Origin of the sequence: Aquamicrobium sp. NLF2-7 (genome assembly GCF_022359935.1) — a bacterium.
GTDB classification, from domain to species: domain Bacteria; phylum Pseudomonadota; class Alphaproteobacteria; order Rhizobiales; family Rhizobiaceae; genus Mesorhizobium; species Mesorhizobium lusatiense.
This window is the reverse complement of record NZ_JAKSED010000003.1, coordinates 132235-157900: the sequence shown is the minus strand read 5'-3', so window position 1 is coordinate 157900 and position 25666 is coordinate 132235. Positions and strand designations below refer to the sequence as shown.

Annotated in this window: 20 protein-coding genes; 18 read left to right on the top strand and 2 right to left on the bottom strand. The window is 65.3% G+C overall.

Going from position 1 to position 25666, the window contains the following annotated elements; genetic code table 11:
- The first annotated feature begins 26 nt into the window (after nt 1-26).
- The 12 genes from adh (at nt 27) to MIC97_RS19210 (ending at nt 14828) form a co-directional block, all read left to right on the top strand.
- Nucleotides 27-1544: an aldehyde dehydrogenase gene (gene adh, locus MIC97_RS19265; protein WP_183832204.1), complete on the top strand. Its 1518-nt coding sequence runs from the start codon at nt 27-29 to the stop codon at nt 1542-1544.
- Between the two features lie 69 nt (nt 1545-1613).
- Nucleotides 1614-1973 carry a DUF779 domain-containing protein gene (locus tag MIC97_RS19260; protein WP_239801600.1) on the top strand — a complete coding sequence of 120 codons (360 nt, stop codon included), beginning with the start codon at nt 1614-1616 and terminating at the stop codon, nt 1971-1973.
- A 282-nt stretch (nt 1974-2255) separates the two neighbouring features.
- On the top strand, nt 2256-3713 hold the full coding sequence (locus tag MIC97_RS19255) for a phospholipase D-like domain-containing protein (protein ID WP_239801599.1): 1458 nt from the start codon (nt 2256-2258) through the stop codon (nt 3711-3713).
- Between the two features lie 105 nt (nt 3714-3818).
- Nucleotides 3819-4667, top strand: a complete 849-nt coding sequence (locus MIC97_RS19250; protein ID WP_239801598.1) for an endonuclease/exonuclease/phosphatase family protein — start codon at nt 3819-3821, stop codon at nt 4665-4667.
- Between the two features lie 123 nt (nt 4668-4790).
- Nucleotides 4791-6617, top strand: a complete 1827-nt coding sequence (locus MIC97_RS19245) for a sigma 54-interacting transcriptional regulator (RefSeq protein ID WP_239801597.1) — start codon at nt 4791-4793, stop codon at nt 6615-6617.
- Between the two features lie 365 nt (nt 6618-6982).
- Nucleotides 6983-9136: a hydantoinase/oxoprolinase family protein gene (locus MIC97_RS19240; protein ID WP_239801596.1), complete on the top strand. Its 2154-nt coding sequence runs from the start codon at nt 6983-6985 to the stop codon at nt 9134-9136.
- Nucleotides 9137-9150: 14 nt separating this feature from the next.
- Nucleotides 9151-11460 (top strand): hydantoinase B/oxoprolinase family protein, encoded by a 2310-nt coding sequence (locus MIC97_RS19235; protein WP_239801595.1) that lies wholly within the window; start codon nt 9151-9153, stop codon nt 11458-11460.
- Between the two features lie 78 nt (nt 11461-11538).
- A complete protein-coding gene (locus tag MIC97_RS19230) occupies nt 11539-12048 on the top strand; it encodes an acetone carboxylase subunit gamma (protein WP_183832198.1) in 510 nt (169 codons plus the stop codon).
- A gap of 219 nt (nt 12049-12267) precedes the next feature.
- Complete coding sequence (locus MIC97_RS19225; protein WP_183832197.1) at nt 12268-12795, top strand: RNA polymerase sigma factor; 528 nt, start codon at nt 12268-12270, stop codon at nt 12793-12795.
- Nucleotides 12796-12917: 122 nt separating this feature from the next.
- Nucleotides 12918-13862 (top strand): FecR family protein, encoded by a 945-nt coding sequence (locus MIC97_RS19220; protein WP_239801594.1) that lies wholly within the window; start codon nt 12918-12920, stop codon nt 13860-13862.
- Nucleotides 13863-13864: 2 nt separating this feature from the next.
- Nucleotides 13865-14155 (top strand): hypothetical protein, encoded by a 291-nt coding sequence (locus MIC97_RS19215; protein ID WP_239801593.1) that lies wholly within the window; start codon nt 13865-13867, stop codon nt 14153-14155.
- A 64-nt stretch (nt 14156-14219) separates the two neighbouring features.
- Nucleotides 14220-14828, top strand: coding sequence for a biliverdin-producing heme oxygenase (locus MIC97_RS19210; RefSeq protein WP_239801592.1), 609 nt, complete (start codon nt 14220-14222; stop codon nt 14826-14828).
- A gap of 93 nt (nt 14829-14921) precedes the next feature.
- Here the strand turns inward: MIC97_RS19210 and MIC97_RS19205 are convergent, their stop codons facing one another.
- On the bottom strand, nt 14922-17225 hold the full coding sequence (locus MIC97_RS19205) for a heavy metal translocating P-type ATPase (RefSeq protein ID WP_239801591.1): 2304 nt from the start codon (nt 17223-17225) through the stop codon (nt 14922-14924).
- A gap of 406 nt (nt 17226-17631) precedes the next feature.
- Here MIC97_RS19205 and MIC97_RS19200 point away from each other — a divergent pair, with 406 nt between their 5' ends.
- Complete coding sequence (locus tag MIC97_RS19200; protein ID WP_239801755.1) at nt 17632-19350, top strand: ABC transporter ATP-binding protein; 1719 nt, start codon at nt 17632-17634, stop codon at nt 19348-19350.
- 292 nt (nt 19351-19642) lie between these two features.
- Here MIC97_RS19200 and MIC97_RS19195 read toward each other — a convergent pair whose 3' ends face one another.
- Nucleotides 19643-20248 carry a TetR/AcrR family transcriptional regulator gene (locus MIC97_RS19195; protein WP_239801590.1) on the bottom strand — a complete coding sequence of 202 codons (606 nt, stop codon included), beginning with the start codon at nt 20246-20248 and terminating at the stop codon, nt 19643-19645.
- A gap of 335 nt (nt 20249-20583) precedes the next feature.
- Here MIC97_RS19195 and MIC97_RS19190 point away from each other — a divergent pair, with 335 nt between their 5' ends.
- The 5 genes from MIC97_RS19190 to MIC97_RS19170 all read left to right on the top strand — a co-directional run bounded on the left by MIC97_RS19190 (nt 20584) and on the right by MIC97_RS19170 (nt 25649).
- Complete coding sequence (locus tag MIC97_RS19190; protein WP_239801589.1) at nt 20584-22083, top strand: MFS transporter; 1500 nt, start codon at nt 20584-20586, stop codon at nt 22081-22083.
- A 21-nt stretch (nt 22084-22104) separates the two neighbouring features.
- Nucleotides 22105-22503, top strand: a complete 399-nt coding sequence (locus MIC97_RS19185) for a hypothetical protein (RefSeq protein ID WP_239801588.1) — start codon at nt 22105-22107, stop codon at nt 22501-22503.
- Between the two features lie 80 nt (nt 22504-22583).
- Nucleotides 22584-23702, top strand: a complete 1119-nt coding sequence (locus MIC97_RS19180) for a siderophore-interacting protein (RefSeq protein ID WP_239801587.1) — start codon at nt 22584-22586, stop codon at nt 23700-23702.
- Between the two features lie 328 nt (nt 23703-24030).
- On the top strand, nt 24031-24528 hold the full coding sequence (locus tag MIC97_RS19175; protein WP_239801586.1) for an RNA polymerase sigma factor: 498 nt from the start codon (nt 24031-24033) through the stop codon (nt 24526-24528).
- A 170-nt stretch (nt 24529-24698) separates the two neighbouring features.
- On the top strand, nt 24699-25649 hold the full coding sequence (locus MIC97_RS19170; RefSeq protein ID WP_239801585.1) for a FecR domain-containing protein: 951 nt from the start codon (nt 24699-24701) through the stop codon (nt 25647-25649).
- Nucleotides 25650-25666 lie beyond the last annotated feature (17 nt).

The window sequence follows — 25666 nt, the reverse complement described above, 5'->3', positions numbered from 1 at the left end:
GCGGTGCTGTTTTCTGGGAGGAAGACATGAACAAAGTGGAATTCCATCGAACCGCCAAATCGCCTTACGCCAAGAGCTACGGCAATTTCATCGGCGGCAAATACGTACCTTCCAAATCCGGCAAGACCTTCGAGAACACCTCGCCGGTGAACGGACAGGTTCTGTGCGAGATCGCCCGCTCGGAAGCGGCCGATGTCGAGGCGGCACTGGACGCAGCCCATGCCGCCCGCGAAAAATGGGGCCAGACCAGTGCCGCCGAGCGCGCCCTTCTGCTCAACCGCATCGCCGACAGGATGGAGGAAAACCTCGCCACGCTGGCGCTTGCGGAAACATGGGACAACGGCAAGCCGATCCGCGAAACGACGGCCGCCGACATTCCGCTGGCCATCGATCATTTCCGCTATTTCGCCGGCGCGGTGCGTGCGCAGGAAGGCGGCATTTCCGAGATCGACCACGACACGGTGGCCTACCACTTCCATGAACCGCTCGGCGTGGTCGGGCAGATCATTCCGTGGAACTTCCCCATCCTGATGGCGGTGTGGAAGCTCGCTCCGGCGCTCGCCGCCGGCAACTGCGTGGTGCTGAAGCCGGCCGAGCAGACCCCGGCCTCGATCCACATCCTGCTCGGCCTGATTGCGGACATCCTGCCGCCCGGCGTGCTCAACGTGGTCAACGGCTTCGGTCTGGAGGCCGGCAAGCCGCTCGCCTCCAACCCGCGCATCGCCAAGATCGCCTTCACCGGCGAGACGACGACGGGCCGGCTGATCATGCAATATGCCAGCCAGAACCTCATTCCGGTGACGCTGGAGCTCGGCGGCAAGTCGCCCAACATCTTCTTCTCCGACGTGGCGGCCGAGGATGACGATTTCCTCGACAAGGCGATCGAGGGCTTCGTCATGTTCGCGCTCAATCAGGGCGAGGTCTGCACCTGCCCGAGCCGGGCGCTGATCCATGAGAAGATCTACGACCGCTTCATGGAAAAGGCGATCAAACGCGTCGAGGCCATCGTGCAAGGCGACCCGCTCGATCCCGCCACCATGATCGGCGCGCAGGCATCTTCCGAGCAGCTTGAAAAAATCCTGTCCTATCTGGATATCGGCAAGCAGGAAGGGGCGCAGGTGCTGACCGGCGGCGAGCGCAACGAACTGCCGGGCGATCTCGCCGGCGGCTACTACGTCAAGCCGACCGTCTTCAAGGGCACCAACAAGATGCGCGTCTTCCAGGAGGAAATCTTCGGGCCGGTCGTGTCCGTAACCACCTTCAGGGATGATGAGGAAGCGCTGTCTATCGCCAACGACACGCTCTACGGTCTGGGTGCCGGGGTGTGGACCCGCGACGGAAACCGCGCCTACCGCTTCGGCCGCGCCATTCAGGCCGGACGCGTGTGGACCAACTGCTACCACGCCTATCCGGCCCATGCGGCCTTCGGCGGTTACAAGCAGTCGGGCATCGGCCGCGAGAACCACAAGATGATGCTCGATCACTATCAGCAGACCAAGAACATGCTGGTCAGCTACAGCCCGAAGAAGCTCGGCTTCTTCTGATAAGCACTACGAAATGGCGGTGCGGCCCCTGCGGCCGCGCCGCCGCTCACATGACGGCAGGAGGTTCTGATGTCCGACACGGCTTCTCTGGGAAAAGTCTCGGCCACGCCGGAAGCGATCAGGCTGCTGGACGAGATCATCGCCGATCACGGCCCGGTTCTGTTCCACCAGTCCGGCGGCTGCTGCGACGGCTCCTCGCCCATGTGCTATCCGCGCGGCGACTTCATCGTCGGCGACCGCGACGTGCTTTTGGGCACGATCGGCGACACACCCGTCTATATCAGCGAATCCCAGTATGAGGCGTGGAAGCACACCGACCTCACCATCGATGTGGTGGCGGGGCGCGGCGGCATGTTCTCGCTCGACAATGGCCGCGAAAAGCGCTTCCTCACCCGCTCCAATGTCTGCGCCGTCGTTCCCGATCCCTGAGCCGGCGATCTGACCTGCGCGTATCCGGCATCCCGGCGCGCGATTTCTGCCGCGGCTTCTTTCCGGCCCCGGCGATCCACGTCATCGCCCGCATGAGGCCGATGCCCGCCCGCGCGTGAAACCCCGCCGGCACCGGGGGAAGGGGTGGTGCGGGCGATGGACTTCGCAACGGCATCGCTTCATACTCGTTCCATTCATCAAGCGCCCGGACTCAGGACACGGGGGGCAGATTTCGGCCACCGACCGTCCCCCGGCCTGCGGATTTTTTGGAGCGTTGCGCGCGTGTGGACTGTGTTGCAGGAATACTGGCCGCATATACTGGCGGTCATTTCCTTCGTGATTGCCGCCATCGCCGGCATTCATGCCGCCATGACCAAGGAGGAAGTGCGCTCGGCCATAGGCTGGGTGGGCGTGATCATGCTGTCGCCCATTGTCGGCGCGCTGATCTATGCCGTGGCGGGCGTCAACCGCATGCGCCGCGACAACATCGCCGCCGAGCGCTCAGCCGCCGGCCACGGAAAATCCTCGCATCCAGGCGCTGACGTTACCGACGAGCTGGTGGCGCAGCGCTTCGGGGGGCGGTTCGCGGCCCTCAAGCGGGTCGGCGACAGGCTCACCCATCATCATATGGTCTGCGGCAATTCCATCGGGATGCTGAAGAGCGGCGATCAGGCCTATGGGGCGATGATCGAAGCGATAGCGGGCGCGCAACGCAGCATTCTTCTGGAAACCTATATTTTCGACCGCGATGCGATCGGCCTGCGCTTTGCCGATGCGCTGATTGCGGCGGTGAAACGCGGCGTCACCGTGCGGGTGCTGATCGACGCGGTCGGCGCGCGCTATTCGGTGCCCAGCATCGTCGGCTATCTGCGCGAAGGCGGGGTGCAGGCACGCGTCTTCAACGGGCGCATCATCGTTGGCCTGCGGCTGCCCTATGCCAATCTGCGCACCCACCGCAAGATCCTCGTTGTCGACGGGGCCGTCGCCTTCGCCGGCGGCATGAACATCCGGCAGGGCTTCACGTCCGAATTCGCCGGCGACGCCAGCGCCCGCGACACCCATTTCCGCATCCGGGGCGCCGTCGTGGCCGACATATTCGCCATTGCCGCCGAGGACTGGCTGTTTGCCACCGACGAAAGGCTGGAGGGCGAGGCATGGGAAATCCAGCCCGCCGAGGTGGAGCCCGGTGCGCCGCTTCTGATGCGGGCGCTTCCCTCCGGCCCCGACGCCAGCCTCGAAAGCAACCACAAGATGCTGATGGGCGCGTTTTCGGTGGCCAACAGCACCATCCGCATCATGTCGCCCTATTTCCTGCCGGACCGGGAACTGATCAGCGCGCTGAACACGGCCGCCCGCCGGGGCGTGACCATCGACATCGTGGTGCCGGCCGCCAACAATCTGCTGCTCGTCGACCGGGCGATGACGGCCCAGTTCGATCAGGTTCTGAAAGGCCATTGCCGGGTGTGGCGCGACGAGGGCCCGTTCGATCATTCCAAGCTGCTGGTGATCGACGGCACCTGGGCTTTCGTCGGCTCCTCCAACATCGATCCGCGTTCGCTGAGGCTGAATTTCGAGATCGATCTGGAAGTCCTCGACCGGGATTTCGCCGGCGAGATCGACGCCCGCATTGCCGCCATCGTGGCCCATGCCCGCCCGGTGAAACTTGCCGAACTGCGCGCCCGCCCGTTCGCCCGCCGGCTGGTGGACCGCATTCTGTGGCTGGGTTCGCCTTATCTTTGACAGGAAGGTGCTTAGCCTTACGCAGGCATTGCATGGGCTTGTGCGCTTGCCTACCTTAAGGAACCGAATCCCGATTCATGCGCAGTCAGGGGAGACGAAGACATCATGCAGAAGCTTGGGGCTGGCCTTCCCGCCAGCATACTGGAGCGGCTTCGCGTGCGGCGCGACCATGCGGGCGAAGTGCCCGCAGTCGAACATGGCGGCCGGCACGGCATGGTGGTGGCGTCCTACAACGTTCACAAATGCGTCGGCACGGACGGCAGGTTCGACCCCGAGCGCATCGGCCGGGTGATCCATGAAATCGGCGCCGATGTCATCGCCCTTCAGGAAGTGGACAAGCGCTTCGGCGACCGGCAGGGTCTTCTCGACCTTGCGAGGCTCGAACGCGAGGCAGGGCTGACGCCGGTGCCCGTCTTCGGACGGGCGAAGTCGCATGGCTGGCACGGCAATGTGGTGCTGTTCCGGCGCGGCGCGGTGCGCGACGTGCACCAGTTCACGCTGCCGGGACTGGAGCCGCGCGGCGCCATCATGACCGAGATCGATCTGGAAGCCGGCGGCAGTCTGCGCGTGGTTGCCGCTCATTTCGGCCTGCTGCGCCATTCGCGCACGCTTCAGGCCCGCATGATCCTCGACATCATGAACGCCCGCGATTCCACGCCGACCGTGCTCATGGGCGACCTCAACGAATGGCGTCTCAACGACCGCTCGGCGCTGTCGATGTTCGAGGCAGCCTTCGGACCGATGCCGCGCGCGGTGCCGAGCTTTCCCTCGCGCCTGCCGCTTCTGGCGCTCGACCGCATCATCGCCAACCGCACCGACATCGTCTCGCCGGTGATCGTGCACGACACGCCGCTGGCGCGGATCGCTTCCGACCATCTGCCGATCAAGGCGTTTGTCAGGCTGGACGGCGAGAATACCGGCGATGGCGCGCAGGAGGGCCGCGCCGCCGCATAAGCCGCAACGAAAGTTGCCGGCTCCCGGTGCATGCACTTTTACGCAAGCACCAAAATAATCGCGCTTACATCGCGAAGCATGCTGCACTATGATCCGTCTTCGCCATTTGCTCGGGAGGAACAGATGGTCACCAGCATTACCAAAAGTGACTGGGAAGCGTTCATGGCCGTTGGGCGTGTACCTCTCAGTGTCAGGGAGCTTGTGCTGCAAAGCTGGCAGCGCAGCGCCCGCAGTGGCGTCACCAGTCTCAAGAGCGCGCCCAAGGTGGGCGAAAGCGAGCTGCTCGCAGGAAGGCGCGATGCCCGCAGGCTGCGGCTCGGCGCCCGCGCAGCCCTTCAGAAAGCCGGCTATCTCCTGAACCACAGCGGCAACATGCTGCTCCTGTGCAACGACAAGGGCGTGGTGCTCGACGTGGCCGGCGACGAGGCCACGCAGGCGCGGGGCCGCGAAAACCACCTGCATGTCGGCGGGCGCTGGTGCGAATCCGCCATCGGCACCAACGCCATCGGCACCGCCATTCACCTGCGCCGGCCCACGCAGATCAGCAGCGTCGAGCATTATTGCGAGGAAATCCACCGCTGGAACTGCGCCGCCACGCCGATCACCGATCCGGCCGATGGCAGGCTGCTCGGCGTCGTCGACATTTCCTGGCCGAACGATGTGGAGCAGATGAACGCGGCAGCGCTTTCGGCGACGCTGGCTTTGCAGATCGAGTCCGATCTCGGCCGCCACTACGCCATGGAGCGGGCAAGGCTGGTGGAGCGCCTGCACATGCAGCGCCCAAGGCTGAGTTCCGATCCCGTTCTGGTTCTCGACCGGGCCGGCCGCGACCTCTTCGCCACCGAGGATTTCCGACGCCTGTGCGCCGATCCCGAGGCTCTCAATTCGCTGCGCGCCCGCATTCCCGACCTGATGGAGCAGGTGCCGGAAGTGATCGCCGAGGAATTGTCCGGCGCGCTGCCGGGGGCCGATCTGGAGGTCATCGCCGAGGGCGAGGATGCGGTTGGCGTCATGCTTTCCCTGCGCCGTACGCGGCCGGTGCCGATCAGCCCGGGCGCCGAGCTCGACAAGATCGCCCGCATCGGCCCGGTGACGTTCGAGCTGTGCAGCCAGGCCCAGCGCCTTGCCGGCGCGCATATCCCGATCCTGATCGAGGGAGAGACCGGCACCGGCAAGACCTTTCTCGCGCAGGCGATCCACCGCGCCAGCCCGCAGGCCTCCGGCCGCTTCGAGATGCTGAACTGCTCCACCCTGACCCATGAGGGGCTGCGCGAGGACCTTGCCCGCGAAACGCGCCGCTCGGCCATGCTGGAGCAACTGGCCGAAAGCGGGGGCGCGCTGTGCCTCGACCGGCCCGGCGCCACGCCGCCGGAAGCGCAGAAGCTGCTGCTCAGCCTGCTGGAGCAGGTCAGCGCCCGCGCGCGCACCGGCATCAAGCTCCTGTCGCTGTCGTCGACGCCGCTTTACGAGGCCATGCAGGAAGGCAGGTTCCGCGGCGACCTCTACTACCGGCTGGCCGGCGCGCGGCTGGTCATTCCGCCCCTGCGCACGCGCCGGCAGGAGATCATCCCCTCGCTGAACATGGTGGCCGAGCGCCACGCACGCACCGGCGGCAACCGCAGCCTGCGCTTCACGGCAGCCGCGCTCGCCACGCTGGAGGCCTATCACTGGCCGGGCAATCTGCTGGAGATGTCCAACCTCGTCGCGACGCTGGATGCCCTGTCGCACAGCGGCCTGATCGATGACAAGGACCTGCCGTCCGAGATGCGCCGCCAGTCCGCGGAGCGGGAGGATTTCACCCTGCGCGGCTCGGAAAAGGCCGACATTCTGGAAGCCATCGATCGTTCCGGCGGCAACCTCACGGAAGCTGCTCGCCGGCTCGGCATCGCCCGTTCCACCCTCTATCTGAAGCTCGATTCCTACGGCATCGACCGCCGGCGCAAAGACTGAAGGAACTGCGCCGGCTTGCGGGTGGCGTCGCCTTTTCGCCAGATGCTGCAACAGCCCGGCCTTTTGTGCTGACGCACGGTCGCCACGCACGTCTTCCGCAATGGCCCCGGAAGCCCGGCCATTTCGGAGTATGTCAGATCCCTGCGCCTTGTGCTTGTTTTCACTGCGTTTCCGGTTCGCCGCAGAGCATCCCGCGGCAATGAAAAACGCCGTGACGGGTTCGGCTCCGCTCTTTTTCTTCGCGTCCGCAACATGTCCGTCAGGGTGTCCGAAAATCGGACACCCGGCCTGTCCGTTCTGCCTTCACAGTCCCCCCTGCGACCTGTCCCGACATTGCGGACGTGGTCCTGAAGGGAGGATATTCAATGCAATTGGACAAACAGAACAGTCGCACGGTCCAGGTGCTCGGCATCGATGCCGGCGGCACCATGACCGACACGTTCTTCGTCGATTCCGACGGAGAGTTCGTTGTCGGCAAGGCGCAATCGACGCCTGAAAACGAAGCGCTCGGGCTGATCGAAAGCTCGCGCGAAGGACTTGGACAATGGGGAATGACCCTCGACGAGGCGGTTTCCACCATTCAGACCGGCGTTTATTCCGGCACGGCGATGCTCAACCGCGTCGTGCAGCGCAAGGGCCTGCGCACGGGCCTCATCGTCAATGCCGGCATGGAAGACTTCCACCGCATGGGCCGCGCCATCCAGGCCTATCTCGGCTTCGCCTATGAAGACCGCATCCACCTCAACACCCACTATTTCGACGATCCGCTGGTGCCGCGTCACCTCACGCGCGGCGTGATGGAGCGCGTCGACATGTTCGGCAAGGTCGTGATCCCGCTGCGCGAGGAAATGGCGCGCACGGCCGCCCGCGAACTGATCGAGCAGGATGTCGAAGGCATCGTCATCTCCCTCCTGCACAGCTACAAGAACCCCGCCCATGAACGCCGCGTGCGCGACATCGTGCAGGAAGAAGTCGACAGGTCCGGCAAGTCGATCCCCGTGTTTGCCTCGACCGACTACTATCCGGTGCGCAAGGAAACCCACCGCACCAACACCACCATCCTCGAAGCCTTCGCCGCCGAGCCGTCCAGAAAGACGCTCCAGAAGATCTCGGGGTCGTTCAAGGAACATGGCTCGAAATTCGACATGCGGGTGATGGCCACCCATGGCGGCACCATTTCCTGGAAGGCCAAGGAACTGGCCCGCACCATCGTTTCCGGACCGATCGGCGGCGTCATCGGCGCCAAATATCTGGGCGAGGTTCTGGGCTACAAGAACATCGCCTGCTCCGATATCGGCGGCACCTCGTTCGACGTGGCGCTGATCACGCAGGGCGAACTGTCGATCCGCAACGATCCCGACATGGCCCGCCTGGTGCTGTCGCTGCCGCTGGTGGCGATGGATTCGGTCGGCTCCGGCGCGGGCAGCTACATCCGCCTCGACCCCTACACCAAGGCAATCAAGCTCGGACCGGACAGCGCCGGTTATCGCGTCGGCGTGTGCTGGGCGGAATCCGGTGTCGAGACCGTCACCATCTCCGACTGCCACGTCATCCTCGGCTATCTCAATCCGGACAACTTCCTGGGCGGGCAGGTGAAGCTCGACCGCGAACGCGCCTGGAACGCGATGAAGGAGCAGGTCGCCGATCCGCTCGGCCTCACCGTGGAGGAAGCAGCGGCCGGCGTCATCGAGCTTCTGGACAGCGAGTTGCGCGACTATGTGCGCTCGATGATTTCCTCCAAGGGCTACAGCCCGAGCTCCTTCACCTGCTTCTCCTATGGCGGGGCGGGGCCGGTCCACACCTATGGCTACACCGAGGGTCTGGGCTTCGAGGACGTCATCGTTCCGGCATGGGCGGCGGGCTTCTCGGCCTTCGGCTGCGCGGCTGCCGATTTCGAGTATCGCTACGACAAGTCGCTCGACATCAACCTTCCGCAGGAAGCAGCCGACGCGCACAAGCAGGAGCAGGTCGCCCAGCTCAACGATGCGTGGCAGGAACTCGCCCACCGCGTTCTGGAAGAGTTCGCGCTCAACGGCTACAGCGCCGATCAGGTCACGCTCCAGCCGGGCTTCCGCATGCAGTATCGCGGCCAGCTCAACGATCTGGAAATCGAAAGCCCGATCGACACCGCCGTGACCGCCGGCGACTGGGACAGCCTCGTCGAGGCCTTCAACGACACCTATGGCCGCGTCTATGCCGCGTCCGCCCGCTCGCCTGAGCTTGGCTATTCCGTCACCGGCGCCATCATGCGCGGCACGGTTCCGATCCCGAAGCCGAAGATCCCCTTCGAGGAAGAAGGCGGCGAAACACCGCCGGAGGAAGCAAAGCTCGGCACCCGCAAGTTCTACCGGCACGGGAAGTGGGTGGATGCCCAGCTCTACCAGATGGAGACGCTGCGTCCCGGCAACCGCATCAAGGGGCCTGCGATCATCGAATCCGACGCCACCACCTTCGTCGTGCCGGGCGGCTTCGAAACCTATCTGGACGGCCACCGCCTGTTCCACCTGAAGGAAATCTAGGGAGGAAGACCAAGATGAACATGCACACGAAACTGGACGGCATCGTGCGGGGCGGCGAGACTCTGAAAGAGCACCGCGACCGCCTGATGGATGCCACGAAGAAGACCGGCCACTATGGCGGCATCAGCAAGATGGAGCTGCGCGACAGCCAGCCCATTCTCTACAACAAGCTGTTTTCGCGGCTGCGCGCCGGCGTCGTCGACGCCCGGGAGACAGCCAAGAAAATCGCGGCCTCGCCGATCGTCGAGCAGGAAGGCGAACTTTGCTTTACCCTCTACAACGCCGCCGGCGACGCCATCCTCACCTCGACCGGCATCATCATCCATGTCGGCACCATGGGTGCGGCGATCAAGTACATGATCGAGAACGGCTGGGAGCATAACCCCGGCATCAACGACAAGGACATCTTCTGCAACAACGACTCCCTGATCGGGAACGTGCACCCCTGCGACATCCACACCATCGTGCCGATCTTCCACGAAGAGAAGCTGATCGGCTGGGTGGGCGGCGTCACCCACGTCATCGATACGGGTTCGGTGGGTCCGGGCTCGATGTCGACCGGACAGGTGCAGCGCTTCGGCGACGGCTATTCCATCACCTGCCGCAAGATCGGCGCCGACGACACGCTGTTCCGCGACTGGCTGCACGAATCGCAGCGCATGGTGCGCACCACGCGCTACTGGATGCTGGACGAGCGCACCCGCGTCGCCGGCTGCCACATGATCCGCGATCTGGTCGAGCAGGTGATCGCCGACGAAGGCATCGAAGCCTACTGGAAGTTTGCCTATGAGGCGGTCGAGCATGGCCGTGTCGGCCTTCAGGCCCGCATCAAGGCGATGACCATTCCCGGCAAATATCGCCAGGTCGGTTTCGTCGACGTGCCTTACGAGCATGAGGACGTGCGGGTGCCGTCCGACTTCGCCAAGGTCGACACCATCATGCACACGCCTTCGGAGATGACGATCCGCAAGGACGGCACATGGCGGCTGGACTTCGAGGGCTCGTCGCGCTGGGGCTGGCACACCTACAACGCCCACGCCGTCTCCTTCACCTCGGGCATCTGGGTGATGATGACGCAGACGCTGATCCCCACCGAGATGATCAATGACGGGGCGGCCTACGGCACGGAATTCCGCCTGCCGAAGGGAACGTGGATGAACCCGGACGACCGGCGCGTGGCCTTCAGCTATTCGTGGCACTTCCTGGTTTCGTCGTGGACCTCGCTGTGGCGCGGCCTCAGCCGGGCCTATTTCGGGCGCGGCTATCTGGAAGAGGTCAATTCCGGCAACGCCAACACCTCCAACTGGCTGCAGGGCGGCGGGTTCAACCAGTATGACGAGATCCACGCCGTCAACTCGTTCGAATGCGCGGCCAACGGCGTCGGCGCCTCCGCCATCGCCGACGGCATCAGCCATGCCGCCGCCATCTGGAACCCGGAAGGCGACATGGGCGACATGGAGATCTGGGAGCTGGCCGAGCCGCTCATCTATCTCGGCCGCGAGATAAAGGCCTCGTCGGGCGGTGCCGGCAAGTATCGCGGCGGCTGCGGGTTCCAGTCGCTGCGCATGGTCTGGAACGCCAAGGACTGGACCATGTTCTTCATGGGCAACGGCCATATCAGCTCCGACTGGGGCCTGATGGGCGGTTATCCGGCAGCCTCCGGCTACCGCTTCTGCGCGCACGACACCAATCTGGAGAAGATCATCGCCGATGGCGGCGAAATCCCCTCCGGCGGCGACACCGACCCGCAGAACCCGACCTGGGACGCCATGCTGCCTGACGCGAAGATTAAGCGCGACAAGCAGGCCATCACCACCGAGGCGATGTTCAAGGACTACGACCTCTATCTGAACTACATGCGCGGCGGCCCCGGCTTCGGCGATCCGCTGGAGCGCGAGCCCCAGAAGGTGGCCGACGACGTCAATGGCGGCTACCTGCTCGACCGTTTCGCCGACACGGTCTACGGCGTGGTGCTGGTGAAGACGGCCGACGGGCTGGTGGGGGTCGATGAGGCCCGCACAGAGGCAAGGCGCGCGGAGATCCGCAAGGAGCGTCTGGCCAAAGCCGTGCCGACGAAGGAGTGGATGGCGAAGGAGCGCAAGCGCATTCTGGCCAAGGATGCGGGCGTGCATGTCCAGCAGATGTTCGCAGCCTCGTTCAAGCTCGGGCCGGACTGGGCGAAGGGCTTCCGCAAGTTCTGGGATCTGCCGGACGACTGGCAGCTTCTGGAAGCGGATCTGCCGATCCCGTCCTACGGCCGCGAATATTCGATGGATATTTCCGAGCTTCCGGACGTGAAGACCGTTCAGTTCGTCGACGAATGATGCGCCGCGGGCGCTCCGGACCGGAGCGCCCGTCATCAGCCCCGTCAACACCCCCGTCACCACAATGAGGAGGAAAAAATGGCCTACACAAAAGCGAAGATCAAAGACCTCGTCGACGGCAAGATCGACCGCGACACGCTGCACACCATGCTGTCCACCCCCAAGGACCGCGAACGCTTCCAGATGTATCTGGAAATCCTGCAGGAGCAGGTGCCGTGGGATGACCGCATCATCCTGCCGCTCGGCCCCAAGCTCTACATCGTGCAGCGCGCCGGCGACAAGCGCTGGGTCGTCAAGAGCCATGCCGGGCATGAGTTCTGCGACTGGCGCGAGAACTGGAAGCTGCATGCGGTGATGCGGGTGCGCGAGACGCCGCAGGAGATGGAGGAGCTCTATCCGAAGCTGATGGCGCCCACCAGCACATGGCAGGTCATCCGCGAATATTACTGCCCCATTTCGGGCGACCTGCTCGACGTCGAGGCGCCGACCCCGTGGTATCCGGTGATCCACGATTTCGAGCCGGATATCGACGCCTTCTACGAGGAGTGGCTCGGGCTGCCGCTGCCCGAGCGGGCCGAAGCCGCCTGAGGCCCGTGAAGCGCCATGTGCTGCCGCGCGCATGGCGCTTCAACACACATGCACGTCGCCCGGAAGCAAAAACCGGCTGCGGGCGACATGCAAAGGACGGCAACCTGCAGCGCCTTGCAGGAGGAAAGCTTAGAACACCTCCAAATCATTGACGTTGCGTGATTTTTTCAATGTCGCTAAGAGGGTTGTCGTTCCCGTTCCTGCAAAGCGGCGAAAGCGATGAATGCGACTGTCCCGGACGCGTATCACGAACTGATCTCCCTCTACCTGCGCCAGTGGAGCGTGCTGCGGTCGCGGCTGAAGCGGCAGACCGGCTCGCACGAACTGGCCGAGGACGCCCTTCAGGAAACCTGGCTCAGGCTTTCGCGCATGAAGGGCGGGCCGATCGACATCCGCGACCAGCATGCCTTCATTCTGCGGGTGGCCAGCAACATCGCCATCGATCTGGCCCGCAGGGAAAACCGCCATGGCGGACGCTGCATCAGCGACGAGGCGGTGCTGGCGGCCATCGAGGATGCCTGCCCCTCGCCGGAACGCGTGGTCATCGACCGCGACCAGTTGCGGCTCCTGGTTCTGGCCTTGTCGCAATTGCCCGCCAGGCCACGCAGGGCGCTGCTGATGAACCGCTGCGACGGTCTCACCCATCGCGAGATCGCGGCGCGGCTCGGCGTTTCCGAAAGCATGGTGGCGCGCTATCTGGTGCAGGCGCTGCGGCATTGCCGCGATCACTTCCGCGACCAGCACTGATTTTTTTCGCAGGCCGAAGTGCAATATTCCCCGCTCCGTTTCGTCCTTGCTGTAGGGGCTCGTGCAGGGCTCCCTCCCGGTGCGGAGCAAAGCATGACCAGTGAGGTGGAGGCGGCCGGCTCATGAAAGCGGATGGCAGGCAAAGGCATGCCGATACGGCGCTGAGCGACGAAGCGCTCGAATGGCTGGTGAAGCTTCATTCCGGCCGGGCTTCCGAGGCGGACCATGCCGCCTTCACCCGATGGCGCAACCGCAGCCCCGGACATGAGGAAGCGGCACTTGAGGCCGAAGCCATCTGGAACGGGCTGGGCATCGCCGGCAGCGGCCTGCGCGACGCCCACCGGCAGCGCGTCACCCGCCGCGCCGTGCTGGGCGGCGCAGCGGTCGCTGTGTCGGGGGCCGCCCTCTACGGCAGCGGGATCGTAGGACCGCATCTGTTCGCCGATCACACGACCGGCATTGCCGGGCAGCGCAGCATTGCTCTGCCGGACGGCTCCACCGCCTTCCTCAATGCCGACACGGCATTGTCCGTCGATTTCACGCAAGCCCGGCGAGGGCTGCGCCTGTTCAGGGGACAGGCGACCTTTACGGTCGCCCACGATCCGGCGCGCCCCTTTGTCGTCGATGCGCAGGGCGGCCATGCGCGTGCCGTCGGCACCGTCTTCGATGTCGATATCCGGCCGCGCGAAGTCGCCGTGACCGTGCTGGAGGGCGTGGTCGCGATATCGGGGCCGGGACAGGAGGCCTCGCCGCTCACCGCCCATGCCGATCAGCGGGTGCGCTATGGCGACGATGGCATTTTCGCGCCGGCGGAAAGCGTCGATGCCCAGAGCGAAACCGCGTGGCGGCGCGGCAAGCTGATCTTCAACCGCCGGCCGCTGGGCGACGTGGTGGCGGAAATCGGCCGCTATCGCAGCGGCTCCATCCTTGTCGCGGGCGCAAGCCTCAGCGCGCTGGAAGTGACCGGCGTGTTCGATCTGCGCGACCCGGATGCCGTGCTTGAGGTCATGGAGCAGACATTGCCGATCCGCATCACCCGGCTGCCCTTCCTGACGATCATCCGCTGAGCATGGCAGCGCGCCGGGTTTTCGCGGTTTCCACCGTGGAGCAGGATCTCCGTCGCCACCCCCTGCGCCGCAATATGGAAGGAAAAACCATGAATGGGGAGCCTGGGAAGATGCATTTTTCCGTTGAGTGCGGCCTGCGTTGGGAAGCGTTTCGCATGTCGCCCGCGATTTGGAACGGATGCGTCAAAGACGATGCGGACCGCGCCAATCTTGCGATAGACAACGGCGCCGGCCATGACTACATGAATGTCTTATTGATGCCGCGCCCGGCCGCTCAAGGAGCCCCAGCCTGACGGTAAAACTCCGACGCGTGCCCGGCAGCGGGCGCGAGCCACCAGCAATCGAGGGATTTTGATCATGACCGAAGCCGCCGTTCTGGACCGACCCACCGAGCTTTCCCGCTCCAAGCGGCTGAAAGCGGCCACGGGCGACACCCATGAGCGCCTCGACAAATCGATCATGGCGGGCGAGCCCTTCGCCAGCCGCGAACGCTACGCGCTGTTCGTGAAGGTCCAGCACGCCTTCCACCGCGAGATCGATGCGCTTTACGACGATGCGGCGCTCGACGGCCTGCTGCCCGACCTTCAGGGCCGCCGCCGCCTGAAGCAGATCGAGCAGGACCTGACCGACCTCGGCTTCGACATTCCCGCCTATGAGAGCGAACCGGCGTTCAAGGCCGGCGAGAAGGCCGATGTGGCAACCGCCATGGGCTGGCTCTATGTTGCCGAAGGCTCCAATCTGGGGGCTGCCTTCCTGCTCAAGGATGCGCTGAAGCTCGGCCTCTCGGAAGAGTTCGGCGCCCGCCATCTGGCCGGCGCGCCGGAAGGCCGCGGCCTGCACTGGCGCACCTTCACCGCAGCGCTCGACGCCGTCGACCTGTCGGCGGAAGAAGAAGCCCGCGTCATCGCCGGGGCCGAGGCAGCCTTCAACCGCGTCCACTCGCAGGTGCGCAGCGTATTCGGCTGATTTTCAGCTTTCAGTCCCGCCTTCGGGATCACCCATGAAAAAAGGCGGCTCCGTTTTTCGACGGAGCCGCCTCTTCTGTTTGAAGCGCCGCTGTCAGCGGGCAGGCTTTGAGGGCCTGAAAGCCAGCAGGCGCATGGCGTTCATCGTCACCAGAACGGTGGCGCCGGTGTCGGCCAGCACCGCGATCCACAGGCCCGACAGGCCGGTGACGGTGGTGATGAGGAACACCGCCTTCAGCCCGAGCGCGATGGCGACGTTCTGGTGAATGTTGCGCATGGTGGCGCGCGACAGGCGGATTATGCCGGCGACGTCTCCGATGCGGCTGCCCATCAGCGCGGCGTCGGCGGTTTCCATGGCCACATCCGTGCCGGAACCGATGGCGACGCCGGCACTGGCCGCCGCAAGGGCAGGGGCGTCGTTGATGCCGTCGCCCACCATGACGACCTTGCCATTGGCGGCGAGCTTGCGGATTTCCTCCACCTTGTTCTGCGGCAGCAGCTCGGCCCGCACCTGCATGCCGAGCTTCTTGCCGATGGCGTTGCCGGTGCGGGCGTTGTCACCTGTCAACATCACGCTGTCGATGCCGAGGCGCGACAGTTCGGCGATGCCTGCGGCGGCATCCGGGCGCGGCTCGTCGCGCATGGCGACGAGGCCGGCGGCCACGCCGTCGGCTACGACCACGGCCACCGTCTTGCCGTCGCTTTCCAGCGCGGCGGCGGCCTCTGCCAGTTCCTTCGACACGCTGCCCGCCTCGCCGGCAAAGCGCGGCGCGCCGATGAAGATGGCCTGCCCGCCGGCACGGCCTTCCATGCCCCGCCCGGCTATGGCGCGGATGTCCTCGCCGGCGATGAAGGGGGCGGCAAGCTCCGTCGCATGATCGACGATGGCCGTGGCCAGCGGATGGCTGGATTCGCGCTCAATCGCCGCCGCGACCGCGATCAGCCGCGCCGCGTCGCCATCGGCGGCGACCACGTCCGTCACCCTCGGCTTGCCGAGCGTCAGCGTGCCGGTCTTGTCGAAGGCGATGGTCTTCGTCTGGGCCAGCGTCTCGATGACGGCGCCGCCCTTGATCAGCATGCCCTGCCTTGCCCCGGTGGACAGGCCGGAGGCGATGGCCGCCGGCACCGAGATGACCAGCGCGCAGGGGCAGCCGATCAGCAGCAGGGCAAGGCCGCGATAGATCCACTCGTCCCAGGTGCCGAAGCCGGCCAGCGGCGGCACGATGGCCACCAGCGCCGACAGCGCCACGATGGCCGGCATGTAGACGCGCGAGAAGCGGTCGATGAAGCGCTCGGTCGGCGCTTTTGCTTCCTGCGCGTCCTCCACCAGCGCGATGATGCGGGCAATGGTGTTGTCGGACGGCGCGCGCTCGACGCGGATGCGCAGCGAGGCATCATGGTTGATGGAGCCGGCAAAGACGTTGCTGCCTTCCTGCTTGGCGACGGGAATGCTCTCGCCGGTCATCGGCGATTCGTCGACGCTTGAGACGCCGGCGATCACCACGCCGTCGGCCGGAATGCGGTCGCCGGGGCGGCACACCACGGTCTGGCCGATGGCCAGCGCATCGGTGGCGACCTCGCGCAGGCTGTTGCCTTCCGCCACCATGGCGGTGCGCGGAATGAGCGAGCCCAGCGCCTTGATGCCGGAGCGCGCCCTTGCCGCCGCCATGCCTTCCAGCACCTCGCCGATGAGAAACAGCAGCACCACGACCGCCGCTTCCTCGACCGCGCCGATGATCAGCGCGCCGATGGAGGCGATGCTCATCAGCATCTGGATGGTGAACGGCGCGCCCATGCGCGCTGCCGCGAAGGCACGTCTGGCGATCGGCGCCACCAGCACCAGCGTCACCACGGAAAACACATAGCGGCTGCTCGCCGGCCAGATGAACTCGGCCGCGAAGGCCAGCGCCACCAGCACCACGCCGAGCGCCGCATGGCGCGATTTCACGCTCTGCCACCACGGCTTCTCGCTGCGGGCAGCAGGGGGAGCTGAAGCAGCTGGGGAGGCAGGGGCAGCAGTCGCGTGGTCATCGGCGTGGTCATGGCCATGGTCATGATCGCAAGCCGCGCCATGGGCGTGGTCGTGTGTGTGAGCGTGCCCGTGCTCATGCTCATGGTTTCCGGCCGACGGCAGCGGGGAACCGGCCTTGCCATCCAACAGGGTCGGCTCGAAACCGAGGCTGCGAACGGCCTTCTCGATGGATCCCACCGGGGTCTGCGCCACATCGAGCGACAGCGCCAGCCGTTCCCGCGTCACCGAAACATTGACATCCGAGACGCCGGGCAGATGGCCAAGTGCTGTGGTGATGGTGCCCGCGCAACTGGCGCAATCCATGCCTTCGACGCGGAAGACGAGCGCTTCCGCATTGCCGCCGCCTGATGGTACTGACCGGGTCATGATGCAATTCCTTCTTCCAGTCCGGCCAATGTAGTTTCTCTAGCGGCTAGAGGTTCAAGGGGCATTTTGCGAATTTTTTCAGTGCAATGGTGCTGGCCTCATCGGTTTGCATGAACTGGGCGCGGAAAGCCGCTTGAAGAAGGCGCGCCGGCGGACGATAGTGCCGCGGCTCCGACTCGAAAGGGGCGAATTGCGGGAGGCCGCGCCGGCGCATCGCGAAAGACGCATGCAGTCCGGCCCGCGGCGTACCCATGAAAACCGACAGGCATCGCCATTCCGCGCCACGCCGAGGCAGGCTGCGGACCCGGCGACACCCGGCTCAATCAACCCCAGCACGGGAATGGAAGCGGCGATGACCGATACTGCATTGCGGACTGCTGACCAGCCGCTCCGGAAACGAGACGTGATGAAGCGGTTCGCCACCTATTACCGGCCGCACCGCAAGCTGTTCGCGCTCGATTTCGGCAGCGCGGTGGTGGCGGGCCTGCTGGAACTGGCCTTCCCGATGGCGGTGACCGTGTTCATCGACCGGCTGCTGCCGACCGGCAATCTCGGTATGATCGCGCTTGCAGCGCTCGGCCTGCTGGTCGTCTATGCGGCGAGCGCCGGCCTGCACGTGATCGTCACCTACTGGGGCCATATGCTCGGCATCCGCATCGAGACCGAGATGCGCCGCAAGGCCTTCGACCATCTCCAGAAGCTCTCCTTCGGCTTCTTCGACAACATCAAGACCGGCCATCTGGTGGCGCGGCTGACCAAGGATCTGGAGGAGATCGGCGAGGTCGCCCATCACGGCCCCGAGGACGTGTTCATCGCCGTGATGACGCTGATCGGCGCCTTCCTGCTGATGCTGTGGGTGCATGTGCCGCTGGCGCTGATCACGGCCATCATCCTGCCGCTGTCGGCCTTCATCACCATGTATTACGGCGGGCGCATGACCCGCACCTGGCGCGCCATCTACGGGCGTGTGGCCGAGTTCAACGCCCGCATCGAGGAAAATGTCGGCGGCATCCGCGTGGTGCAGGCCTTCGCCAACGAGGACCACGAGCGCAGGCTGTTCGCCGAGAACAACCGCAACTATCTCGCCACCAAGCTGGAAGCCTACAAGGTGATGGCGGCGTCCATGTCGCTCTCCTACCTGTCCATGCGGTTCGTGCAGGTGGTGGTGATGCTGGCCGGCTCCTGGTTCGTGGTGCATGGCGAGCTGACGCCGGGCGGCTTCGTCGGCTTCCTGCTGCTGGTCAACGTGTTCTTCCAGCCGCTGCAGATGATCAACACCATCATCGAGATGTATCCGAAGGGCATTGCCGGCTTCCAGCATTACCTGCGCTTCCTCGACACAAGGCCCGACATCGCCGACCGGCCCGGCGCCATCGAGGCCCGCGGGCTGAAGGGCGACATCGAATATCGCGATGTGCGCTTCGGCTACGGTTCGGACAGGCCGGTGTTCGAGGCCCTCAACCTGAAGGTCAGGGCGGGCGACACGGTCGCCTTCGTCGGCTCGTCGGGCGCCGGCAAGACCACGATCTGCTCGCTGCTGCCGCGCTTCTACGAGGTGGAGGCCGGATCGATTCTGATCGACGGCATCGACATTCGCGACATGACGCTGAAGTCGCTGCGCTCGCATATCGGCATCGTGCAGCAGGACGTGTTCCTGTTTGCCGGCACCATCCGCGAGAACATCGCCTATGGCAGGCTGGACGCCAGCGAGGCCGAGATCACTGATGCCGCGCGCCGCGCAAGGCTCGACCAGGTCATCGCCGCACTGCCGGCCGGTCTCGACACCGTGATCGGCGAACGCGGCGTGAAACTGTCGGGCGGGCAGAAGCAGCGGCTGGCCATTGCCCGCATCTTCCTGAAGAACCCGCCGATCCTGATCCTCGACGAGGCGACCTCGGCGCTCGACACCGAGACGGAACGGGCCATCCAGCAGTCGCTGGCGGACCTGTCGGAGGGCCGCACCACGCTGGTGATCGCGCACCGGCTGGCGACCATCGCCAATGCCGACCGCATTCTGGTGGTGGAGCAGGGCCGCATCGTGGAGGAAGGCAGCCATGCCGAGCTGCTGGAACGGCCGGACGGACGCTACCGCACGCTGCATGCCGCGCAGGCGGCGGCGCGGTAACGTTCCCCCAAGAGCGACGGGGCAATCGCGGCGCGGCAATCGCGATCGGACCGGGCAGCGATCCTGCGCCGGTCATCGCATAGAGGCAAAGACCCGGACGCCTCCGGGTCCTTTGCTGCTACCGCATCTGTGCACCGTCAGGTGAACCCGCCCGACTGCGAAAGCGCCTGCAGGTCGGGCAACAGCTGCCTTCAGAGCATCTTGCAGCCAAATGGATAGATTTGGCGTCGCATAAACGCGGCAAAACAAACGGACAGATCATTTCATCAATGCCGTGAAACGGTGCAATGATCTAGCGCGTCAGCATCCGTCCCAGCATGTCTTCCAGAATTTCGCACAGCGGTTCCGGGTCGAGACGGGCGGAGGCGATGGCGTCGTCGACGACGCCGTGCATGCCGTCGAACAGGATGAAGGCGGCGGCGCGGGTGTCGGGCAGGTTCCATGCGCCGGCCTTCTGCCCCGCGTCCAGCAGGGCAGCCAGCTGGTCGATCACCATATCCTTTTCCTGCGAGCGGCGGCGGTCATGGGTGAAGTCGTGGAACACCACGTCATGCAGGCGGAAATTGGCGACATAGGCGCTGACGGCACCGCGCAGCCATGCCCTGAAGCGGGCATGATGGTCATCCGGCGCACAGGCATCGATGGCGGCCTGCGCGCGTGAATTGAAGTCCTGCGAAAAGCGCGCCCGCAGCGCCAGCAGCACATCCGCCTTGGTCGTGAAATAGTGATAGAAGGTGCCCTTCGCGACACCGGCCCTTGCCACGATGTCATCGACAGTGGTGGCATCCAGACCCTTTGAAAGGAACAGCTCGGCCGCCGCCGCGATCAGGTGCCCGGTGCGCACTTCCGCCGGCAGAACCCGGCGCTGGCGGCGCGCGCGCGGCATTTCCGGTTTCAAATCCGATTCCAATTCCGGTTCAGATGACGGTTCCGGGCGAGGGCTTGTCGCTGCGCTCATTCCAGCCACTCCATTGCGTTTCCTTCATCAGAGCCTGACGATTTTCGCCCCAGCCATGCGGTGAAAGCATCCTATCTGCTTGTTTTCACATGCTTCCTCACAGAGGCGGCCCGCCGGCCTCTTCATCGATGCTCTATTGCATATTGGACGGGTTTGGCAAACAATCAAGCTATTGACCGACGGTCGGTCGATAATATAATGATGAGTAATAAACTCAACATTACGGTTCCACACGCATGCCCAACTCGCCAAAAAGCCCCGGATCCCGCAAAGGAATGGCGGTCGCCGCCGTCTATCTCGGCACTTTCATGGCCACGCTCGCCATCAGCATCGTTACCGTGGCGCTGCCCGCCATACAGGCGGGGCTGTCCACCGATCTCGCCGGACTGCAATGGGTGGTGGGCTCCTACGCGCTGTGCCTGTCGGCCTTCATGCTTTCGGCCGGCCCCATCGGCGACCGCTATGGCCGCAAGCGCGCATGGCTCGGTGGCGTGGCGCTGTTCGTGACCGGCTCGGCGATCTGCGCGGCAGCACCCTCGCTCGCCGTTCTGATCGCCGGCTGCGCGCTGCAGGGCATTGCGGGCGCGCTGGTCATTCCCGGGGCGCTTTCCATCCTCACGCAGGCTTTCCCCGATCCGGGCGAGCGCGCCCATGTCATCGGCGGCTGGTCGTCGTTCAGCGGCATTTCCCTGATCGTCGGCCCGATGCTGGGCGGGCTGCTGGTCGACAATATCGGCTGGCAGAGCATCTTCCTCATCAACCTGCCGGTCGGCGCGGCAGCGCTGGTGCTGGGCATGGCCGGCATCAGGGAAAGCTCCGATCCCGATCACGCCGCCCTCGATCCGGCCGGCCAGCTGCTGAGCGTCATATTCCTCGGCGCGCTCACCTATGCGCTGATCAGCGCCGGGAACGCCGGCTGGGGCGCGCCGGTGGTGATGACGGCGCTGGCCGTCGCCGTGGTTGCGCTCGTGCTGTTCATCGTGGCCGAGATGCGGGCGGCAAAGCCCGTTCTTCCGGTCGACCTGTTCCGCGACCGCGCCTTCGCCTCGGTGAATTTCGCCTCCTTCATCCTGGGATTTGCCGGCTACAGCAGCCTGTTCCTGTTTTCGCTGTTCCTGCAGAAGGCGCAGGGCTGGTCGGCCACGCAGGCCGGCTGGCGCATGGCGCCGGTGTTCGCGGCCATGGCTTTGTTCGCCTCGCTGTTCGGCCGGCTGGCGCGGGCGCACGGGCTGCGGCGGCTGATGATCCTCGGCTATGTGCTGCTGGGAGGGTCCATGCTGGCCATGGTGCTGTTCACCTCGCACACCTCCTATCTGGCGATCGCCCCGCTCTTTGCCCTTCTGGGCATCGGCATGGGTCTGGCGGTGCCATCGACCGGGGCCGCGGCCATGGAATCGGCGCCGCGCGAGCGCACCGGCACGGCCTCGGCCACCATGAATGCGCTGCGCCAGGGCGGCATGACCATCGGCATCGCCCTTCTGGGCACGGTGATGGGCGCCCGCGCCATCTCCTCCATGAGCGACACGCTGGCCGGCTCGGGCGCGGCGGACGCCGCAGCCCTTGCCGGCAGCGCCGTGCGCCGCCACGCCATGCCGGCCGGGCTCGACATGGCGCCCGACGCCTTCCGCGAACTGCTGACCTCGGCCTTCGCCCATGGCTTTTCGTTCGCCACCGGCATCGCCGGCATCTGCGGCCTGATCGCAGCCCTTGCGCTGGCGATTGCGGTGCGTGGCCGCCGCGCGGCGCCCGCCGCTGCCGCCATGGATGAAGCCTGATCATCATCGAGGAGTAGCGACATGAAATTCTTCCGCGAACTGGAACCCGACATCCATCTCGGCATCGGCGCGCTCGAAACCGAGCAGGATGGCCGCGACTGGGTCGCGGAATATGATGGGCTGCTGGCGCGCGGCCGCGCGATGGTCGTCATCGTGCGCGAGGGCGACCGGCCGCAGCCGGGCGCCGGCAAGCCGATGGTGCTGTGGATGAAGGCGCGCAAGGCCGAGCTTGGACGGCTGGTCGCGGCAACCGTTTTCATCTTCGAGGACGAAGCGGAACGGCAGGCCATGGAGCTGGCCCTGCCCGGCCGCGCCAGGGCCTCGCCCTATCCCATGGTGCTGGCGACAAGTGAGGCAGATGCGCTCGAAAAGGCCCGCCAGCGCCTGAAGGCGGCCAGCACGGCAGGCGCGATGGCCTGAGCCGCACGCTGCGGGCCGGCGCGGGAAGAAGCGCGGGCACCGCCTGCGGTTTCACGCACGCAGACACAAGGAGAGTTCACATGACCGGATATTTCACCGAAGCCCGGATCGAACTTGGCAATTCGCCGGCCTTCATCAGCAGGATCAGCGACCATCTGAAGCTCTATGGCGCGGAGCTTTCCCGCTGGGACAATGCGCTCGACGCCTCGACCGAATTGTGGACCAGCAGCTTCGAGAGCGAAACCGACCGCCTGCTGGTCCGCGCCGAAGCCTCAAGCCTCGACATGCTCTATCTGGTCAAGATGACCATTGCCGAGCAGATCATGCAGTTCGTGGGCAACGAGGCTTTCCGCATCGCCTGGACGGGCGACGGCAGCGACCTCACGATTCCACCCAATTTCAGCATCATGGAGGTGGCGTCCGTCCGCGACGTCACCCCGCATATGCGGCGCATCACCTTGCGCGGCGATGATCTCTCCCGCTTCGATACGCTGGAGGCGCTGCACCTGCGCATCCTCGTCCAGCATCCTGATGCGCCCACGCCGCAATGGCCGACGCTCGACCCCAACGGCATCGTGCGCTGGCCGGATGGCGAGCACCGGCCCCGCCTGCGGGTCTACACGGTGCGCAGCGTGGATGTGGCGGCGGGAACCATGGATCTCGACTTCGTGCTCCACGGCGATGCCCACACGGAAGGCGGTCCGGGGACCGCGCCGGGGGCGGACTGGGCGCGCCATGCCGCCATCGGCCAGCCCATGGGCATTATCGGCCCCGGCGGCGGCGGCCTGAAGGAGGCGGACTGGTATCTGTTCGCCGGCGACGAAACCGGACTGCCGGCAATCGGGCGCATGCTCGAAGCCCTGCCGCCGCAGGCACGCGGCCATGTCATCGTCGAGGTGGCCGATGCCGGCGAGGAGCAGGCGCTTGCCGCCCCGCAAGGCTTTGAAATCCGCTGGCTGCACCGCAACGGCGCGGAAGCCGGAACCACCACCCTGCTCGCCGATGCGGTGAAGGGCGTGTCCTTCCCGAAGGATGGCCGCGAAATCTATGCGTGGGCCGCCTGCGAGTTCGACGCTTTCCGCGCCATCCGCACCTATCTGCGCAAGGAGGTCAAACTTTCCCGGGCCGACCACCTCGTCGTTTCCTACTGGCGCAGAGGCAGAAGCGAGGAAGAAAGCGGCGGCCACCAAGACGACTGAGCTTCAGCATTCCTGTCCCCCCAAGCCAGCCAAAGGGCCAGCCAAAGGGGCCAGCCAGCGCCTGACCCGCGAGCCAGCCACCCCCCCAATTGATCCAGTTTTGGACAAAAGATGATCCAGAGAAGTCGGTTATACCGGCTTTTTTATTTCCTGTCGGCTGCGGAACTGGTCAAACCCCATATTAACATGATAATTTTAGTAAAGTTCAGAAGCAGCGGCCCGCCACTTCACGAGACCCGCGCATCTCGCTCTAAGCTGTTGCCATTGCGTGATTTTTACCTTTCCGCTAAGGCGCAACGGTTTTGCACAAACAAAAAGGTTCGGGGCGTTGGCCTGGGATTTTCAGGAACTGTTCCGCAGACATGCGAAGGAAATAGCCCGCGCGCTGCGGCGCCGCGGGCTGGCGGAGGACGTGGCCGCCGACCTGACGCAGGACACGTTCCTGCGCGTCATGGCCAGTCCGCCGGGCGAGGCGACGCAGAACCACAATCCCCGCGCCTATCTGTTCGAAGTCTCCCGCAACCTCAGCATCAACTATCACCGCAGGCAGGCCATAGACCCCACCGTCTATGTCGACGAGGATGACATGATCCGCGTGGCAGACCCCGCGCCCTCGGTGGAAACACTCGTCTATTCGCGCCAGATGCTGCGGCAGATCGCCGATGCGCTCGAAGAATTGCCGGACAAGACGCGCGAGGCCTTCATTCTTCATCGCATCGATGGCATGACCATTGCGGAAGTGGCGGAGCGGCTGGGGCTTTCGAACACGCGCGCATGGGAACTCGTCCATCGCGCCTACCGGCATCTTCTGCTTCGGGTGGAATAGGCGCCGGGTGGAACAGGCGTCGGTGGAACAGGGGCGGATTTGCGATTTTTCTGCTCAGATTCTTTCGCCCCGATTCTTGCGTGAGGGGAGCGAATATTTTCCGCTCTGCTTTGTATCATGAGGAAAGCGTTCGCATGTCGCGGGCAACCAACCGGCCTTGAAGGTTTTCCATGGGCGAGAACTCAGACGAATTTGATCGGCTCGTGTCGGAAGCCATCGATATCGTCATCCGCATGCAGAACGACCCGGCCAATCCCGTGCCGGTGGAGATGGCGCGCAGCTGGCGCGCCCGCAGCGAACGGCACGAAGCCATCTGGAGCCGTGTCAGCGGCATCCATGGCGCGTCCGGCCAGCTTCTGGAAGAACAGCGCCGCAGCCAGCGCAACGTCACGCGGCGCAACCTCATCGGCGGCGCGCTGGCCGTGGCGGGCGTGGCCGGCCTCGGCTCGCTGACGATACCCGGCGCGCTGGTGCGCGCGCAGGCCGACCACGTAACCGGCACGGGCGAGATCCGCCGCATCGAGCTGCCCGACGGCAGCATGGCGACGCTCGGCCCCCAATCCGCGCTCGCCATGACCCTGACGCGCACCGAGCGCCGGGTCGAACTGCTCATGGGCATGTGCTTCTTCGACGTGGCGCGCGACCGCGCCCGGCCGTTCGTCGCGTCGGCCGATGGCGTCGAGGCAAGGGCGCTCGGCACGGCCTTCGAGCTTTCCAGCGATGCCGACATCGTCAGCATGGCCGTTGCGGAAGGGACCGTGGAAGCGGCAGCCCCCGGCACCGCGCCAGCGCTCCACGAGATGCTGACCTCCGGGGAATGGCTGTCCTACGATCCCGCCAGCGCGACGGTCACCCGCGGCAGGCGCGAGCCGGCGGAGGTGGCAGGCTGGCGCGACAGTACGATCGTCGCCGACCGGGAAACGGTGACCGCCCTTGTCGCCCGCATCAGCCGCTGGATACCCGGCACCGTCGTCAGCGCCCACCCATCGATCGGCGCACAGCGGGTCAGCGGTCTCTACGACCTGCGCGATCCCCTTGCCGCGCTGGAGGCCGTGGTGCAGCCGACCGGCGCGCGCGTGCGCCGGCTTTCTTCCGGCCTGACCGTGATTTCCCCGATCTGACGCGCATTTTTCCTGTT

Excerpts from the sequence above, each read along its gene's own strand:
- adh (WP_183832204.1), top strand. The coding sequence starts at position 27 with ATGAACAAAGTGGAATTCCATCGAACCGCCAAATCGCCTTACGCCAAG.
- MIC97_RS19260 (WP_239801600.1), top strand. The coding sequence starts at position 1,614 with ATGTCCGACACGGCTTCTCTGGGAAAAGTCTCGGCCACGCCGGAAGCG.
- MIC97_RS19250 (WP_239801598.1), top strand. The coding sequence starts at position 3,819 with ATGCAGAAGCTTGGGGCTGGCCTTCCCGCCAGCATACTGGAGCGGCTT.
- MIC97_RS19245 (WP_239801597.1), top strand. The coding sequence starts at position 4,791 with ATGGTCACCAGCATTACCAAAAGTGACTGGGAAGCGTTCATGGCCGTT.
- MIC97_RS19240 (WP_239801596.1), top strand. The coding sequence starts at position 6,983 with ATGCAATTGGACAAACAGAACAGTCGCACGGTCCAGGTGCTCGGCATC.
- MIC97_RS19235 (WP_239801595.1), top strand. The coding sequence starts at position 9,151 with ATGAACATGCACACGAAACTGGACGGCATCGTGCGGGGCGGCGAGACT.
- MIC97_RS19230 (WP_183832198.1), top strand. The coding sequence starts at position 11,539 with ATGGCCTACACAAAAGCGAAGATCAAAGACCTCGTCGACGGCAAGATC.
- MIC97_RS19225 (WP_183832197.1), top strand. The coding sequence starts at position 12,268 with ATGAATGCGACTGTCCCGGACGCGTATCACGAACTGATCTCCCTCTAC.
- MIC97_RS19220 (WP_239801594.1), top strand. The coding sequence starts at position 12,918 with ATGAAAGCGGATGGCAGGCAAAGGCATGCCGATACGGCGCTGAGCGAC.
- MIC97_RS19215 (WP_239801593.1), top strand. The coding sequence starts at position 13,865 with ATGGCAGCGCGCCGGGTTTTCGCGGTTTCCACCGTGGAGCAGGATCTC.
- MIC97_RS19210 (WP_239801592.1), top strand. The coding sequence starts at position 14,220 with ATGACCGAAGCCGCCGTTCTGGACCGACCCACCGAGCTTTCCCGCTCC.
- MIC97_RS19205 (WP_239801591.1), bottom strand. The coding sequence starts at position 17,225 with ATGACCCGGTCAGTACCATCAGGCGGCGGCAATGCGGAAGCGCTCGTC.
- MIC97_RS19200 (WP_239801755.1), top strand. The coding sequence starts at position 17,632 with ATGAAGCGGTTCGCCACCTATTACCGGCCGCACCGCAAGCTGTTCGCG.
- MIC97_RS19190 (WP_239801589.1), top strand. The coding sequence starts at position 20,584 with ATGGCGGTCGCCGCCGTCTATCTCGGCACTTTCATGGCCACGCTCGCC.
- MIC97_RS19185 (WP_239801588.1), top strand. The coding sequence starts at position 22,105 with ATGAAATTCTTCCGCGAACTGGAACCCGACATCCATCTCGGCATCGGC.
- MIC97_RS19180 (WP_239801587.1), top strand. The coding sequence starts at position 22,584 with ATGACCGGATATTTCACCGAAGCCCGGATCGAACTTGGCAATTCGCCG.
- MIC97_RS19170 (WP_239801585.1), top strand. The coding sequence starts at position 24,699 with ATGGGCGAGAACTCAGACGAATTTGATCGGCTCGTGTCGGAAGCCATC.